This is a genomic window from Mesorhizobium sp. WSM4810 (assembly GCF_055811235.1).
Genome location: NZ_JBVVQV010000004.1, coordinates 339,019 through 353,280, shown reverse-complemented (window position 1 = coordinate 353,280; position 14,262 = coordinate 339,019). Strand labels below are relative to the sequence as shown.

The window sequence follows — 14,262 nt, the reverse complement described above, 5'->3', positions numbered from 1 at the left end:
ATAGGGCCCGTTTTTGGCCCTCCCTCCCCCCCTAGTTAGTTTTAAATTCTTTTTTTACCTAATTGGCCTGGCTCGGCCCCCCCCGCCGTTTGCCGGGGGGGGGCCGCTGCGTTGCGCTGTCGCCTGCGGTTCAAAGCGCCTACGGTTTCATAGCGCCCATGGTTCATAGCAATTGAAGCGTGCAGTCGGTGCGCCCCGAAACCCGCGGCATCGTCTTTTGGGCGCGACGCGTCAGACTTAGGTCCTACGCAGAGGTCTGCCGAATCGGACCGAAGCCCAGCTAAGGAACGTTTGCGGCTGCCTCAAGTTTGGCTAAGCAAGGCGCTGATGCCGTCCAGCGCAAATGGGCTTACAAGTCACAGACATAAAGGAGGCAGTTATGAGAATGCATCTTTCCACCGCAGCCGCGGGCCTTTTTCTGCTGGCCAGCGTTGGCGCTGTTGCCGCTCAGGACGTGATCATCGCGCCTGAACAGGAGACCGTGATCAGGGAATATGTGAAAAAGCAGCCGCTCGCATCCGTGGAACTCCCTGGGGTGGAACTCAATATCGGTTCAACGATACCCGAGACGGTCGAGCTTCACGAGGTTCCCGACGTCGAGTATCGCTACGTCGTCGTTGACAATCGCACCGTTCTTGTTGATCCCGGCACACGCAAGATCGTCAAGATCATTCAGTGACCTGAACGCGAGGGGAGGAGACGCCCGCCGCTTCGAAACGAGCGGCGGGCGACTATGCGATGGGCAGTGTCAAGATGCGAACAATCAGCAGACTTTTCGATTCCCGCGACCAGGCAGCGTGTGCCGTTGCCGCGCTTCAGGCAGCAGGAGTTTCTCAAGAACAGATCAGCGTCATCGGACCTTACGACGACGAAATCAGGGCTGTCCTGCGCGGTCCGGGCGGTGCCGCGCTTGGTGCGGCCGCTGGTCTGTTAATCGGCCTGGGTGCTTTTGAGGCCACCGGCATTGATCCTGTCGGAGCGGTGGCTGGCCTAACTCTTGTCGGTGGGGCCTGCGGCGGCTTTGCTGGTGGGCTTCTCCAGGCATCTGCCGATGTTGCCAGACAGCCGGGTGAGCCGAATGTTGAACAAGGCGTCATTTTCGTGATGGCGCAGGTCGATGAAAATCAGGCCGATACCGCACAGGCAGTGCTGGAAAATCCTGTTCGCGTAACGCAACTCGTGGCCACAGCCGGCTGAGATGTGTCGGGAGGTTAGCGCCTGACTCCTTCCCGGCTTATCGCCGACGAAACGCATTCACATCGGCACTTCCCGCTGAGCTATCAGTTTTCCCTGTGACGGTTCACGAGGCGGGAAGCGTCTGCTCGACCAGATTGACGTAGTAGCGCAGCACGGTCGGCACGATCTCGTCATTGAAAACGTAGCGGTTGCCGTGCAGGCCCTCGCCGGGCCCGACGTCGCCGACGCCGATCCACGCGTAGCAACCGCCTGCCTCGCGGATCATGAAGGCGAAATCCTCGCAGCCGAGGCTCGGGCTGAACTCGGTCGTGACGTTCTCGCTGCCGACGGTGGCGGCGGCTGCCGCGATGGCGCGGGCCGTGGCGTCAGCCGTGTTGATGAGCGGCGGATAGCCCTTCTTGTAGTCGAGCGTGGCCTTGAGCGCATGGGCTGCGGCAATGCCGTGGGCGATCCCGCCGATCAGCTTCTCGCAATGATCGGAATGACCGGGCTCGAAAAACCGGCAGGTGCCTTGCAGCCACACCCTGCCCGGCACAATGTTGCCGACATTGCCGCCGTGGATCTGGGTGAGGCTGACGACCAGCGCGGTTTGCGGATCGACCGAGCGGCTGACGATGCGCTGGACGGCCTGGACGAAGGCGCCCGCGGCCAGGATCGGGTCGTCGCCGAACTGCGGAATGGCGGCATGCGCGCCAAAACCCTCGAAGGTCAGCTCGAAATTGTCGACGGCCGCCATCTGTGCTCCAGCGCGAGCGGCGATCGTCCCCTGCTCCAAGCCCGGCCAGTTGTGGACGGCATAGATCGCCTCGACCGGGAAACGCTCGAACAGGCCGTCTTCGATCATGCGCAGGCTGCCGCCTTCGTTTTCTTCGGCTGGCTGGAAGACGAAGTAGACGGTGCCGTCGAAGGCGCGGGATTGGCTGAGCAGGCTGGCCGCGCCGAGCAGCATGGCGGTGTGGCCGTCATGGCCGCAGGCGTGCATCACGCCCTCGTTCCTGGACGCATAGGGCAAACCGGTCCTTTCTGCGACCGGAAGCGCGTCCAGCTCGGCGCGAAGGCCGATGGCGCGTGTGCCCGTGCCGCTGCGCAGGACGCCGACGACCCCGGTGCCGCCGATCCCCTCATGCACCTCGTCGAGGCCGAAGGCGCGCAGTTTCTCGGCAATGAAACGCGCCGTTTCGTATTCCTTGAATCCGAGTTCGGGATTGCAATGGATGTGGTGCCGCCAGGCTAAGACCTCTGGAGTCAGAGCGGCGATCGGGTCATTATGCAGCATGATGCTCTCCTTCCAAGCCGCAAAGGGCGGTTTGGATCACGATTAGAGGGTCGCACAACAGGCGTCTTGAACCAGATTGACCGCTGCAGGGACAAAAGCCGTGGACGCGACAGAGACCAGGAAATACTGGCGCCACCCCAGCTTCCCTGAGCTTGGCCTGTTCAAGGCGCGCTTCACGCAGCATCGCTATGAGCTGCACACGCACCCAACCTATGTGATCGCGCTGATCACGGCCGGCTGCGAACGCATCCGCATCGGGCGCCACAAAATAGTCGCTCCGGCAGGCACCATTGCCGTCGTCAATCCCGAGGAGTGGCATGACGGGGAACAGGGTGCGGACGAAGGCTGGGCCTATCGGACGTTTTATCCCCCGGTGCCGCTGATGGCGGGGCTCGCCCACGAGTTGGGCAGGGCTGACGCTCCGGTCTTCTCACGTCCTGATATCGAAGACAGCGATCTCGCCGCAGCGTTGCTGGCAGCACACCAGGGCTCGATCTGGCAGGACGCGACGCAAGCCGAGACGTCGCTGCTCGTCGCATTGAGGCGTCTCATCGTTCGGCATGGCGATTGCAGCGGGCGGGTAGAGGAGATCGAAAGCCCGGGATCGCGACGGAGGTTCTCGCTCTACGAAGAGCTTGTCGAAAGCGACCTTGGCTCGCAGTTCGACCTGCAGCGGCTTGCCGACGCAGCGCGCGTCACCCGGTTCCAGGTCATCCGGGATTTCAAGAAGGCGATTGGCCTGACGCCTGCAGCCTATATCCGCGACCGGAGACTGCGTCGCGCCAGCTCCTTGATCGAACAGGGGCTCGGCCTCGCAGATGCCGCCATTGCCGCAGGTTTCGCCGACCAGAGCCATCTTTCCCGTGCGTTCCGGACCATGCATGGCATGACGCCAGGCATGTTCAGGAGAGGCAAAGCTCCCGAACCGAAACGAGTTCACATCGACATGAAATGATCGGGCAGTGGCCGGACCACCAATGTCGGCGCCGATTCCCGACGCAAGCTTGCGTTGTCATTTCGCCGCCGCCTCCACCCGGTTCGCAGCGGCGGCCAGTACGGCGCGGTCGCCCTCCTCGTACAAGCGATGGATCGAGATGGCGCTGACGCGCCAGCCCTCGGGCGTCCGCACCAGCCGGTGCAGATAGCTGGCGCCGACCGTCCAGAACCGGGCGCCGATCCAGTGGCTGGCGCGGACATGGCTGCGCGCGACCGCATCGTTACCCGCGCCTTCGACAACGATGTTGGTGATGAGGTGCTGGGTGGCGTCGAAGCCCGGCAGCAGGCCTTGCCACTGAGCAATCAGCGCGTCGCGGTCGCTGGTCGCGACCTCGCCACCGAAAAGGCTGGTATAGTCGGTCGTGACGCGGGTCGTGAAATAGGATTTTACCCGATCCCATTCGCGCAAATCGGCATAGAGGCCGATCCCCGCCACCGCCTCGGCGATGGCGGTCTTGTCTTCGCTCGTCAGCGCAGCCGTGGACTGCATGGTGCTCAAGGCGGGCAGAGCGGCAAGCGTCGCGGCAAAAACTGCCGAGGCCAAAACAAACCGGCGGGTGACGGGGCTCATTGTCCCGCCTCCCCTGCACCGCCCAGCGTGGCGCGGAAATGCGCCTCAACGGCGTCGCTCGCTGTCTTCACCGGCGCAGCGCGGTCGTAGAAGTCGAACTGGGTGACGTTGTCGAGCCACAGCTCCTGCTTCGGCCCGGTCAGCCGCCCGTAAAATTTGTGCGCGCCCTGCGGGATGGCAGCCGCCTCGCTGTGCACCATCAGCAAGGGCTGATGCAGGCGCCGGGCAGCCTGGATCGCATCGAATGTCAGCCAGCCGCGCCAGAAGGCCGGATCGGCCTCGTTGCGCCAGGCCGGGATCATGCCGCGACCAGCCTCTGTATAGTAAGGCACCTTGAACATGATCGCCCGCTCGTCGGTCAGGCTGGCGGCGGGCAGGAATATCTGTTTGCCGGTGCGGCGATAGGCGGCCTCGGCCGCATCACCCACGGCTTCAAGCCTGGCAATGCCGTCCTTGCCGCCATAGGTCTGCTCGACCACCTCGGCATCGTGCAGCCAGGGCGCGACCAAAGCGAGCGACTTGATCGCGGCATTTTTTGCGGCGGCGGTGACCATGTAGCCGGAGCTGGCGCAAATGCCGAGCCCGCCGATGCGGTCCTTGCTGATCTCGGGCCGGGCCGCGAGATAGGCGACCGCCGCCTCGATGTCGGCGACCTTGGCGCTGGGGTCCTCATACTGGCGGCGGGCGCCGCCGCTCTCGCCCCAACCGCGAAAATCGAAGGTCAAGGCGACGAAGCCGCGGTCGGCCAGTTCGCGGGCGTAGCGGGCCGGCATCTGTTCCTTCACCGTCATCCAGGCACCGGTCACCACCAGCGCGGGCCGAGGTCTCGCCGGGTCCAGATCCTCGGGCAGATAGAGATCGCCGACGATCTGCTCACCGTGCGAGGCGAAAGCAACGCGCTCGACCCGCGATGCGGCGAAGGCGGTTGAGCCGAGGGCGACGGCGGTTGCCGTGGCCAGCGTCAGGATTTTCAACATCGTAAATCTCCTTTGGCCTGGAGCGAAAAGCGCGGAGCGACGGGATTAAAGGCCGCCGTCTCAGCGGTCGTCCGCCAGTCGGCCGGGCAGTGGCTTCAGCTTGTAGTGCGTCCAGTAGAAGGTGTCCGACTGGTACATGTCGGTCAAGAAATTCTGCGCCTCGGTGATCTTGCCGTCCCTGATGCGAAACATCAGGGCGTAGAGCTGGTCGATCTCGGGACCCGAGCCGACGTTCGACCAGCCGCGATGGATGTCGACGACGAGATCGCCCTGCGCCTGGAAGAAGATCGGCTCAGCCCTGAATTTGCCGTCGGCAAGGCCACGGAAGAAGGCGACCACTTCCTCCGGCCCGCGCTTGTCGCCGCTAGCGGATGGTGGCCGGGAATGCGCCACACGATGTCGGCCGCCAGGAAGGGCCGAACCGCCTCCGGGTTCCCGGTCGCATAGGCTGCGTAATAGTCCTTGATCAACTGGATGTTGCGGTCTTCCTGCGGGCCGCCGTTGGCGGGGGCGGCGGACACCGCCAGGAGAGCGCCGGCGGTGAGCGAAGCAAGCCTGGTCATCGGTCCTGTCTCCTTGCCTTTCGGGCCGTCGCGACAGCGAAGCCCGTTCGTCGGACCAACATGACGCTTTTGGTTCGCCGGAAAAACCCGTAGAGTTCGACAAGGCTATTTGGAATATCCTCACAATGCGACTCGACCAGTTCAGCGGCATCGTCGCCTTCGTGAAGGTCGCGGAGGCAAAAAGCTTCACCCGCGCCGCTGCCGAACTCGGCGTCGCCCCGGCCTCGCTCAGCGAGGCGGTCAAGGGCCTCGAGGAGCGTCTCGGGGTGCGGCTCCTCAACCGCACGACCCGCAGCGTCGGCCTGACCGAAGCCGGCGCCCACTATTTCGACCACGTGCGCCCAGCGGCTGAGGACATCCGGGCGGCCGGCGCGGCACTGCGCGAGACCCGCGACCGCCCCGCCGGCACGCTGCGCCTGAGCCTGCCGTGGATCGCCGCGCCGCTGCTGATCGAGCCGCTGATGGGGCCGTTCATGGATGCCTACCCGGAGGTGCGGCTTAGCCTGATCTTCGACGACAATTTCGTCGATATCGCCGCGCAGGGCTTCGATGCCGGCCTACGGATCGGCGAGCTTCTCGAGAAGGATATGATCGGCGCGCGTCTGGGCGGGCCGTTGCAGACGGTGGTGTTGGGCAGCCCCGACTACCTGGCGCGTAACGGCACGCCAAAACGACCCGCCGACCTCGCTGCCCACCGCTGCATCGCCTTCGCCTTCACCCGCACCCGCGCCATCTCGCCCTGGGAGTTTGTTGTCGATGGACGCCAGGTCGAGTTCACGCCCGACGCACGTCTGGTCGTGAACACACTGCCGCTCTGCATCACCGCCGCCGCGCAAGGGCTTGGCCTGGCCTTTGCCGTCGAAGGCCTCGCTGCGCCGCTTCTCGCCTCAGGCGCGCTGGTCAAGGTGCTGGAGCCTTTCTGTCCCACCTACGAACCGCTCCACCTCTATTATCCCAGCCGTCGCCTCGTCCCGCCAAAGCTGCGGGCGTTCATCGATTTCGTCCGCGCCAACGCGCACAATTTGCGGATCTGATGCGCCGCCGCGAAACCAGCCATGACGCATATCGGCGAGCCGGTCCGGCTCACCCCAGGCGCCGACCATCTGCCGGGTGGCGGCGTTGAGGCGGTTGAAGGCGTTGATTGGCCGCATTGCAAACCGCAACAACCCGTCGCGTTGAGCCAATAGTTCCGGCTTTCGCGGCACGGAGCCCGATGCTAAGGGCTGCAAATCTTGAATCAGCAACGGATCGCCCTGTGACCGACACCGAACGCCCTCGCCTGCCGCTGATCGAAATCTGCGTCGAAGGCATCGATGGCCTGCTCGCCGCGCAAGCCGCCGGCGCCGACCGGATCGAGCTCTGCGCCAGCCTCGTCGAGGGCGGCGTCACACCGAGTTTTGGCATGGTGCGCGCAGCCGTCGAACTGGCGACGATCCCATTCCACGTCATCGTGCGGCCGCGCGGCGGCGATTTTCTCTACAGTGACGCCGAGTATCGTTCGATGCTCGCCGATATCAGCGCGCTGCGCGAGCTTGGCGTCGCCGGTGTCGTCGTCGGCTGCCTGAATGCCGACGGTACCATCGACGAAAAGCGGATGAGCGAATTGGTGCAGGCGGCAGGGCATTTGAACGTCACCTGCCACCGTGCCTTCGACATGACACGCGATCCGACTGATGCGCTGGAAGCGCTGATCCGCAGCAAGGTCGGCCGCGTGCTGACCAGCGGCCAGCGCGACACCGCTTTGGAGGGCGTGGCCCTGCTGGCGGACCTCGTCCGACAGGCGGGGAAGCGCATCATCATCCTCGGCTGCGGCGGGCTCGACCCGAACAACATCGCCGAGGTGCGGGAAAGAACCGGACTGACCGAAATGCATTTCGCCGCACTCAAGGACGTGCCGAGTGCCATGCGCTACCGCAATCCGCGGGTTGGCATGGGCGGCACCGACCTCGACCGCGAGTACCGCAACACGGTGACCGACGCGGCGCTGGTGGCGGCGACGATTGCGGCGGCGAAAGCATGATCGCGAAGGAAGAAAACAAACGGGCACGCCTGCCGATCGACCGGGTCTCGCCGCAGGACGAGCCCGTCATCCTCGCCCTCAACAACGCGCACGCGGCCGAGTTGTCGTGGCTTGAGCAGGAACGCCTGTCCTTCCTGCTCGACGAAGCGTTCTATGCGCGCCGCATCGGCGCGCTCGAAGCCTTCATCATGACCTTCGACCAGGACGCCCGCTACGACAGCCCGAACTTCCTGTGGTTCCGCGAGCGCTATCCGCGCTTCGTCTATGTCGACCGCGTCGTCGTTGCGGGAGAAGCGCGTGGCCGCGGCCATGCCCGGCGGCTCTATGAGGATCTGTTCGACCATGCATTGCGTGCCGGCCAGACCATCGTCACCTGCGAGGTGAATGCCGAACCGCCCAACCCGGCTTCGGATGCCTTTCACGCAGCGCTCGGCTTCGTCGAGGTCGGCGACGCGGTGATCCACGGCGGCAAGAAGGCGGTGCGCTACTATGCCAGGCCGATCACCGGCTGAAGCGACAGCGCTGCCCTGCCAGATGCGGTTTGCAGGGCGAGCCGCATGGCTCGTGCGTCTCTTCTTCTCCCCATGTCGGAAGGCAGTAGGGGAGTAGGGCAGTATGGGAGTAGGGAAAAGGAAAAATTGTCTGGGTCGGCGAGCAAGCGTAACATACTCCCCTACTCCCCTACTCCCCTCCTTCATGCGTTGGCGGCGGCCACTGCGCGCTTGGCCATCACCACGATCAGATTGGCGCGATAATCGGCCGAGGCGTGGATGTCGCTCATCAAATCATTCGCCGGCACTTTCACTCCGTTGAGGGCGGCGGCGTCGAAATTCGTGGCAAGCGCCGCCTCGATTTCCTTCGAACGAAAGACGCCGCTGTCGCCGGCCCCGGTGACGGCAACGCGGACTCCGTCCGCGCCGTTGGCCACGAACACACCGACGATCGCATAGCGCGATGCCGGATTGCGGAACTTTTCATAGGCCGCCTTGGCCGGCGCGGTGAAGGTCACCGCGGTGACGATCTCGCCGTCCTCCAGCGCCGTCTCGAACAGCCCTGTGAAGAATGCGTCGGCGGCGATCTCGCGCTTGTTGGTGACGATGGTGGCGTCGAGGGCCAGAAGTGCCGCCGGATAATCGGCGGCGGGGTCGTTGTTGGCGATCGAGCCGCCGATTGTGCCCTTGTAGCGCACCGCCGGATCGCCGATCCGGGACGCCATATGGGCGAGCGCCGGACACGCCTTGTTCAGCTTCTCGTCGCTGGCGACATCGTGATGCGTGGTGGCGGCGCCGATGGTGACGGTCTTGCCCGACACCTTGACGCCTTGCAGTTCCTTGATTCGCGACAGGTCGACCAGGTCGGAAGGCGCGGCAAGCCGCGTCTTCATCGCGGGGATCAGCGTCATGCCGCCCGACAAGAGCTTTGCATCGCCGCTCTTGAGCAGCTTGGCGGCATCGGCAACCGAGGCGGCGCGGTGATAGTTGACTGGGTACATGGGATTCTCCCGTGCGAGATAGTGAATAGTGAATAGTGAGTAGTAAGTGGTGAATGGTGAATGGTGAATGGGAAGAGCTTCCGGCGAAATCTTACTATTCACTATTCACTGTTCACTATTCACTATTCACTCCTTTCAGTGTTTCGTTGTCGCCCGGATCGCTGCCCAGACCGTGGACGGCGATGCCGGCATGGCGATATCGGTGATGCCGATGGCGTCGGTGATGGCATTGATCACAGCCGGCGGCGACCCGATGGCGCCGGCCTCGCCGCACCCCTTGATGCCGAGCGGATTGCCCGGGCACGGCGTGTTCGAGGTCGAGACCTTGAACGACGGCAGGTCGTCGGCGCGCGGCATGGCGTAGTCCATGTAGCTCGCCGTCAAAAGCTGACCGCTGGCGTCGTAGCGGGTGCCCTCCAGCAAGGCCTGGCCGATTCCCTGGGCGACGCCGCCATGCACCTGGCCTTCGACGATCATCGGGTTGATGATGTTGCCGAAATCGTCGGCCGCGACGAACTGGACGACCTCGGTCACGCCGGTCTCGGGATCGATCTCGACCTCGCAGACATAGCAGCCGGCCGGGAAGGTGAAGTTCGACGGATCGTAGAATGAGGTCTCCTTCAACCCCGGCTCCATGCCGCCAGGCAGGTTGTGGGCGGTGTAGGCAGCAAGCGCCATCTGGAACCACGGCACTTGTTTGTCGGTGCCGGCGACCTTCAGGGCGCCATTTTCGATGACGATGTCGCCCTCGTCGGCCTCGAGCAGATGGGCGGCGATCTTCTTGGCCTTGGCCTCGACCTTGTCGAGCGCCTTGACAACGGCCGACATGCCGACGGCGCCCGAGCGCGAGCCGTAGGTGCCCATGCCCATCTGCACCTTGTCGGTATCGCCGTGGACGATGGAGACGCTGTCGATCGGCACGCCGAAGCGCTGGTTGACCAGTTGCGCGAAAGTCGTCTCATGGCCCTGGCCGTGGCTGTGCGACCCAGTCAGCACCTCGATGGTTCCGGCGGCGTTGACGCGCACCTCGGCACTTTCCCAAAGGCCGACACCCGCTCCAAGACTGCCGACCGCCGCCGACGGCGCCAGCCCGCAGGCCTCGATATAGCAGCTTATGCCGATGCCGCGCAGCTTGCCTCTGTTGGCGGCGTCGGCCTTGCGCTGGGCAAAACCGGCATAATCGGCAGCGGCCATCGCCGCGTCCAGCGAAGCGGCATAATCGCCGGCATCATAGTTCATGATGACCGGTGTCTGGTGCGGGAACGAGGTGATGAAGTTCTTTCGGCGAAGTTCCGCCGGAGACACGCCCAGCTCGCGTGCGGCGGTCTCCATGGTGCGTTCGAGCAGATAGGTGGCCTCCGGCCGCCCTGCCCCGCGATAGGCGTCGACCGGCGCGGTGTTGGTGTAGACGGCGCGCACATTGGCGTGGATCGTCGGGATGTCGTACTGGCCCGACAACAGCGTCGCGTAGAGATAGGTCGGCACGCAGGACGAGAACAGCGACATGTAGGCGCCGAGATTGGCGATGGTGTCGACCTTCAGCCCGGTGATCCTGTTGTCCTTGTCGAACGCCATTTCGACCGTCGAGACATGGTCGCGGCCATGGGCGTCGGTGAGAAAGCTCTCGGTGCGGTCGGCCACCCATTTGACCGGCACGCCGGTCTTCTTCGAGGCCCACAGGCAGACGATTTCTTCCGGGTAGATGTAGATCTTCGAACCGAAGCCGCCGCCGACGTCCGGCGCGATGACGCGCAGCTTGTTTTCCGGCGCGACATTGTAGAAGGCGCTCATCACCAGGCGCGCGAGATGCGGGTTCTGCGAGGTCGTCCAGCAGGTATAGTGGTCCTCGGCCTTGTCGTAGTGACCAAGCGCTGCGCGCGGCTCCATCGCGTTGGGCACCAGCCGGTTGTTGACGATCTTCATGCGGGTGATGTGGGCAGCCGCCTTGATTGCCGCGTTGGTCGCCGCGCTGTCGCCGAGCTCCCAGTCGAAAATCAGATTGCCGTCGGCTTCCGGATGGATCTGTGGCGCACTCCTTTCGAGCGCCTTCGGAGCGTCGACGACCGCCTTCAGTTCCTCGTAGGCGATGTCGACCGCCTCGGCAGCGTCGCGCGCCTGGCCCTTGGTCTCGGCAACCACAACGACCACTGCATCGCCGACATAGCGGACCCTGTCGAAGGCCAGCGGCGACCACGCCCCCATCTTCATCGGCGAGCCGTCCTTGGAATGGATCATCCAGCCGCAGATGAGATTGCCGATGCCGTCGGCCTTGAGCTCCTTGCCGGTCAGCACGCCGATGACGCCCGGCATGGCCTGCGCCTTTTTGACATCGATCTTCTTGATCTCAGCATGCGCATGCGGGCTGCGTACGAAGGCCGCATGCTTCATGCCGGGAACCACCATGTCGTCGACATAGCGCCCGGCGCCGGTAATGAACCGCTTGTCTTCCTTGCGCGCTACACGAGCGCCAACACCTTCAATGCCCATCGCAGAAATTCCTCCCGAAAAAGTAGGGGAATAGGGGAGTAAGGCAGTAGGGCAGTAGGGATTTGAGCCGACTTCCCCTACTGCCTTACTGCCCTACTCCCTTACTCCCCCTCATGCAGCTTGCCTGGCCTTGCCCTTCGAAGACATCGTCTCCGATGCGGCGAGGATCGCCTTCACGATGTTGTGGTAGCCGGTACAGCGGCAGATATTGCCTTCGAGCTCGGCCCGCACCGTGGCCTCGTCGAGGCCTCCGGGATGGCGGTTGACCATGTCGGTCGCCGCCATGATCATGCCGGGCGTGCAGAAACCGCATTGCAGGCCGTGATGCTCCTTGAACGCCGCCTGCATCGGATGCAGGTCGGCGCCGTCCGCCAGACCTTCGATGGTCACGACGCTCGACCCGGAGGCTTGCACCGCAAGCATCGTGCAGGATTTTACCGCCTTGCCGTCGACATGGATCACACAGGCGCCGCATTGCGAGGTGTCGCAGCCGACATGCGTCCCGGTCAGGCCGAGATTCTCCCTCAAGAAATGAACCAGAAGCGTACGGTCTTCGGCAGTGCCGCTGACCCGCTTTCCGTTCACCGTCAATGATATCTCCGACATGAAACCTCCCTGGGTGCTACCTTGGTCGTTTTTGGCGTCGGTGGTGCCCGAGCCCTCCATCTGTCCGCTATTCTTATACCGCATAGAAGCACGGGAAATAGTGCCGCGGAATGCCGAGATTGCGAGAATGCAGTTCGGCCGAAAATCCGCCTATTGTACTTTCGGTCACGCAAAGACAGGCAAACAGCGGAGCGAAGCGAAACCATGGTCGCCTGGCGATGCCGCCTGCCGGCCATCAGCGGCAATGGTGCTGGCCAGGCCGATTTCAGCCGATGCCGTGCTTTCTGAGAACCTCCTGCTCGTCGCCTGACACCCAGCCAAATATTTTAGGCTCTCCGGCCAGTTTCTGCACGAGGTAGTGGACGTCGAAATCGATCGTGACGTCAGTCTGGCCTTTGCGCGCGAAGATCGACGTCCAGGCGACGTGGGCAACGCAATGATGCTCGTCTATCGGCGAAATGCGAATCATCGCGTATTCGCATCTCCTTGGTGCCGATCGCTCGATAGCGAGCATAGCCTTGTTCCATAGCCTGCTTGAGCTGGTCGTCGTTCTTCCCGACCATGATGCCGGCAGGCGACGCCGCAATGAAGGCGGAAGCATAGACCGACGTGACTTCGTCCATGTCGGCATCACCGGCGAGGGATTTCCGGAAAAGCCGCTCGTACCGTTCGAATAGCTTCCTGACCTGGGCGTCCATGGATCACTCCCTTCCGCTGTGGTTTTGGGATCTGAAGTTTCTGAGCGCCGATGCCGTCAAAAACAGCAGAAAATTCAATTCCGTCATGTTGGCTCATTGCCAAAGTAGCACTTGAAGACAACAATGACTTCGACGCCGGCGCGCCAGGATCAAAAAAGAGCCGCGCACAAAAAGAGCGTCGGAGGAAGTAGAGGAGGAAGCCGCTGGCCAGTTCACGGACGCGCTATGCATGCGGCCTATCGGTTCTCACCACCGACGAACCCGACGCGGATGCGTTCGCCCGGGCGGTGGCAGTGGAAGCCGCGGCCATCGACGCTGGGTTTGCCCTGCTGTTTTTCTCGCAAAGCCTGCTTGAGGCAGTCGCCCTTTCGGAAGCGCTGGAGAACCACGCGCCGGCGCTCCGCTATGCCGGCTGCTCGACGGCCGGCGAGATTACGCCCAAAGGCCTGGAGGACGGCCAGGTCATGGCCATGCTGCTTCCCTCCGTATCTTTTTCGGCAGCCAGCACCATGGTCGAAAATCTGTCGTCATCGGGCATGGACGGGATCACCGGCGAAGTCGAGGCGCTGAGGCGTTCGTTACGCGGCCGCGTCGGGCACGAGCGAGCCGACACCACTTTCGCGCTCTGCCTGATCGACGGGCTGTCCTATGCCGAGGAAGCGGTCACCTCCGCCATCCATTGGGGGCTCGACGATATTCCACTGATCGGCGGGTCGGCGGGCGATGATTTGAAATTCGAGACGACGCGGCTGATCTCGAACGGCAAGGTTGCCTGCGACTGCGCCATCATCGTGCTGATCACCACGGAAATTCCTTTCCACGTGTTCAAGACCGACAATTTCGTCCCCACCGACGAGAAGCTGGTGGTGACCGCGTCCGATCCCGATCACCGCACCGTGCGCGAATTCAACGCCACCAATGCCGCCGAGGAATATGCCGCCTCGGTCGGCGTCATCCCGCAGATGCTGACGCCGCTGAGTTTCGCTTCGCACCCGGTGGTGGTGAAAGTCGGCGGCGAATTTTACTGCCGCTCGATCCAGAAGATGCACGCGGACGGCTCGCTGTCGTTCTTCTGCGCCATCGACGATGGCGTCGTCCTGTCCATCGCCCGACCCAAGAACATGGTTGAATCGACGCGTGCCGCCTTCAGGGATGTCGAGGAAAGGCTTGGCGGCATCGACATGATCCTCGCCTTTGACTGCGTGCTGCGCAGGCTCGATGCGCGCAACCGCCAGGTCTTTCGGGAGATGTCGGAACTCTACAAGGTCAACAACGTCATCGGCTTCGGCACCTATGGCGAGCAGTACCGGTCGATGCATCTGAACCAGACGTTCACCGGCATCGCCTTCGGAGAGCGGCAGGCGGCGGAGTAGGAGGTT

Annotated in this window: 14 protein-coding genes and 1 pseudogene; 7 read left to right on the top strand and 8 right to left on the bottom strand. The window is 63.5% G+C overall.

All coding sequences use genetic code 11. From position 1 onward, the window contains the following. Positions 1–379 precede the first annotated feature (379 nt). Positions 380–679: a DUF1236 domain-containing protein gene (locus AC0L3O_RS08850; RefSeq protein WP_031256955.1), complete on the top strand. Its 300-nt coding sequence runs from the start codon at positions 380–382 to the stop codon at positions 677–679. A 59-nt stretch (positions 680–738) separates the two neighbouring features. Beyond that, on the top strand, positions 739–1,197 hold the full coding sequence (locus AC0L3O_RS08845) for a hypothetical protein (protein ID WP_023803620.1): 459 nt from the start codon (positions 739–741) through the stop codon (positions 1,195–1,197). 103 nt (positions 1,198–1,300) lie between these two features. Here AC0L3O_RS08845 and AC0L3O_RS08840 read toward each other — a convergent pair whose 3' ends face one another. Further along, positions 1,301–2,473, bottom strand: coding sequence for an amidohydrolase (locus tag AC0L3O_RS08840; protein ID WP_287345761.1), 1,173 nt, complete (start codon positions 2,471–2,473; stop codon positions 1,301–1,303). A gap of 100 nt (positions 2,474–2,573) precedes the next feature. Here AC0L3O_RS08840 and AC0L3O_RS08835 point away from each other — a divergent pair, with 100 nt between their 5' ends. Next, a complete protein-coding gene (locus AC0L3O_RS08835; RefSeq protein ID WP_287345762.1) occupies positions 2,574–3,428 on the top strand; it encodes an AraC family transcriptional regulator in 855 nt (284 codons plus the stop codon). A gap of 57 nt (positions 3,429–3,485) precedes the next feature. On the opposite strand, the gene AC0L3O_RS08830 is transcribed toward AC0L3O_RS08835, so the two are convergent. Genes AC0L3O_RS08830 through AC0L3O_RS08820 form a run of 3 tightly spaced genes read right to left on the bottom strand, consistent with a single transcriptional unit; the run spans position 3,486 to position 5,356 of the window. Next, positions 3,486–4,040 carry a nuclear transport factor 2 family protein gene (locus tag AC0L3O_RS08830; protein WP_287345763.1) on the bottom strand — a complete coding sequence of 185 codons (555 nt, stop codon included), beginning with the start codon at positions 4,038–4,040 and terminating at the stop codon, positions 3,486–3,488. Further along, a complete protein-coding gene (locus tag AC0L3O_RS08825) occupies positions 4,037–5,017 on the bottom strand; it encodes an alpha/beta hydrolase (protein WP_473615371.1) in 981 nt (326 codons plus the stop codon). The genes AC0L3O_RS08830 and AC0L3O_RS08825 overlap by 4 nt, the downstream gene beginning before the upstream one ends. Before the next feature lie 60 nt (positions 5,018–5,077). After that, complete coding sequence (locus AC0L3O_RS08820; protein ID WP_473615369.1) at positions 5,078–5,356, bottom strand: nuclear transport factor 2-like protein; 279 nt, start codon at positions 5,354–5,356, stop codon at positions 5,078–5,080. Positions 5,357–5,705: 349 nt separating this feature from the next. Between AC0L3O_RS08820 and AC0L3O_RS08815 the strand changes: the two genes are divergently transcribed. From AC0L3O_RS08815 to AC0L3O_RS08805, 3 genes are all read left to right on the top strand, one after another. Then, on the top strand, positions 5,706–6,614 hold the full coding sequence (locus AC0L3O_RS08815; RefSeq protein WP_473615368.1) for a LysR family transcriptional regulator: 909 nt from the start codon (positions 5,706–5,708) through the stop codon (positions 6,612–6,614). Between the two features lie 179 nt (positions 6,615–6,793). Then, positions 6,794–7,600 (top strand): copper homeostasis protein CutC, encoded by an 807-nt coding sequence (locus tag AC0L3O_RS08810; protein ID WP_473615367.1) that lies wholly within the window; start codon positions 6,794–6,796, stop codon positions 7,598–7,600. Next, a complete protein-coding gene (locus AC0L3O_RS08805) occupies positions 7,597–8,112 on the top strand; it encodes a GNAT family N-acetyltransferase (RefSeq protein ID WP_473615365.1) in 516 nt (171 codons plus the stop codon). Before AC0L3O_RS08810 ends, AC0L3O_RS08805 begins: the two co-directional genes overlap by 4 nt. Positions 8,113–8,294: 182 nt before the next feature. On the opposite strand, the gene AC0L3O_RS08800 is transcribed toward AC0L3O_RS08805, so the two are convergent. The 4 genes and pseudogenes from AC0L3O_RS08800 to AC0L3O_RS08785 form a co-directional block, all read right to left on the bottom strand. Continuing rightward, positions 8,295–9,092, bottom strand: a complete 798-nt coding sequence (locus AC0L3O_RS08800; protein WP_473615364.1) for an FAD binding domain-containing protein — start codon at positions 9,090–9,092, stop codon at positions 8,295–8,297. 135 nt (positions 9,093–9,227) lie between these two features. Further along, the gene (locus AC0L3O_RS08795; protein WP_287345770.1) at positions 9,228–11,579 is read right to left on the bottom strand and encodes a xanthine dehydrogenase family protein molybdopterin-binding subunit; all 2,352 of its coding nucleotides are present in this window, start codon (positions 11,577–11,579) and stop codon (positions 9,228–9,230) included. Between the two features lie 111 nt (positions 11,580–11,690). Next, the gene (locus AC0L3O_RS08790; protein ID WP_128177211.1) at positions 11,691–12,185 is read right to left on the bottom strand and encodes a (2Fe-2S)-binding protein; all 495 of its coding nucleotides are present in this window, start codon (positions 12,183–12,185) and stop codon (positions 11,691–11,693) included. Positions 12,186–12,450: 265 nt separating this feature from the next. Next, a pseudogene (locus AC0L3O_RS08785) lies at positions 12,451–12,883 on the bottom strand (nuclear transport factor 2 family protein). 203 nt (positions 12,884–13,086) lie between these two features. On the opposite strand from AC0L3O_RS08785, the gene AC0L3O_RS08780 reads away from it, so the two are divergent. Next, the gene (locus AC0L3O_RS08780; protein WP_473534275.1) at positions 13,087–14,256 is read left to right on the top strand and encodes an FIST N-terminal domain-containing protein; all 1,170 of its coding nucleotides are present in this window, start codon (positions 13,087–13,089) and stop codon (positions 14,254–14,256) included. Positions 14,257–14,262: the final 6 nt, after the last annotated feature.

Coding starts and splice junctions, on each gene's coding strand:
- AC0L3O_RS08815 (WP_473615368.1), top strand. CDS start 5,706: ATGCGACTCGACCAGTTCAGCGGCATCGTCGCCTTCGTGAAGGTCGCG.
- AC0L3O_RS08800 (WP_473615364.1), bottom strand. CDS start 9,092: ATGTACCCAGTCAACTATCACCGCGCCGCCTCGGTTGCCGATGCCGCC.
- AC0L3O_RS08790 (WP_128177211.1), bottom strand. CDS start 12,185: ATGTCGGAGATATCATTGACGGTGAACGGAAAGCGGGTCAGCGGCACT.
- AC0L3O_RS08825 (WP_473615371.1), bottom strand. CDS start 5,017: ATGTTGAAAATCCTGACGCTGGCCACGGCAACCGCCGTCGCCCTCGGC.
- AC0L3O_RS08845 (WP_023803620.1), top strand. CDS start 739: ATGGGCAGTGTCAAGATGCGAACAATCAGCAGACTTTTCGATTCCCGC.
- AC0L3O_RS08810 (WP_473615367.1), top strand. CDS start 6,794: ATGCTAAGGGCTGCAAATCTTGAATCAGCAACGGATCGCCCTGTGACC.
- AC0L3O_RS08840 (WP_287345761.1), bottom strand. CDS start 2,473: ATGCTGCATAATGACCCGATCGCCGCTCTGACTCCAGAGGTCTTAGCC.
- AC0L3O_RS08850 (WP_031256955.1), top strand. CDS start 380: ATGAGAATGCATCTTTCCACCGCAGCCGCGGGCCTTTTTCTGCTGGCC.
- AC0L3O_RS08795 (WP_287345770.1), bottom strand. CDS start 11,579: ATGGGCATTGAAGGTGTTGGCGCTCGTGTAGCGCGCAAGGAAGACAAG.
- AC0L3O_RS08805 (WP_473615365.1), top strand. CDS start 7,597: ATGATCGCGAAGGAAGAAAACAAACGGGCACGCCTGCCGATCGACCGG.
- AC0L3O_RS08830 (WP_287345763.1), bottom strand. CDS start 4,040: ATGAGCCCCGTCACCCGCCGGTTTGTTTTGGCCTCGGCAGTTTTTGCC.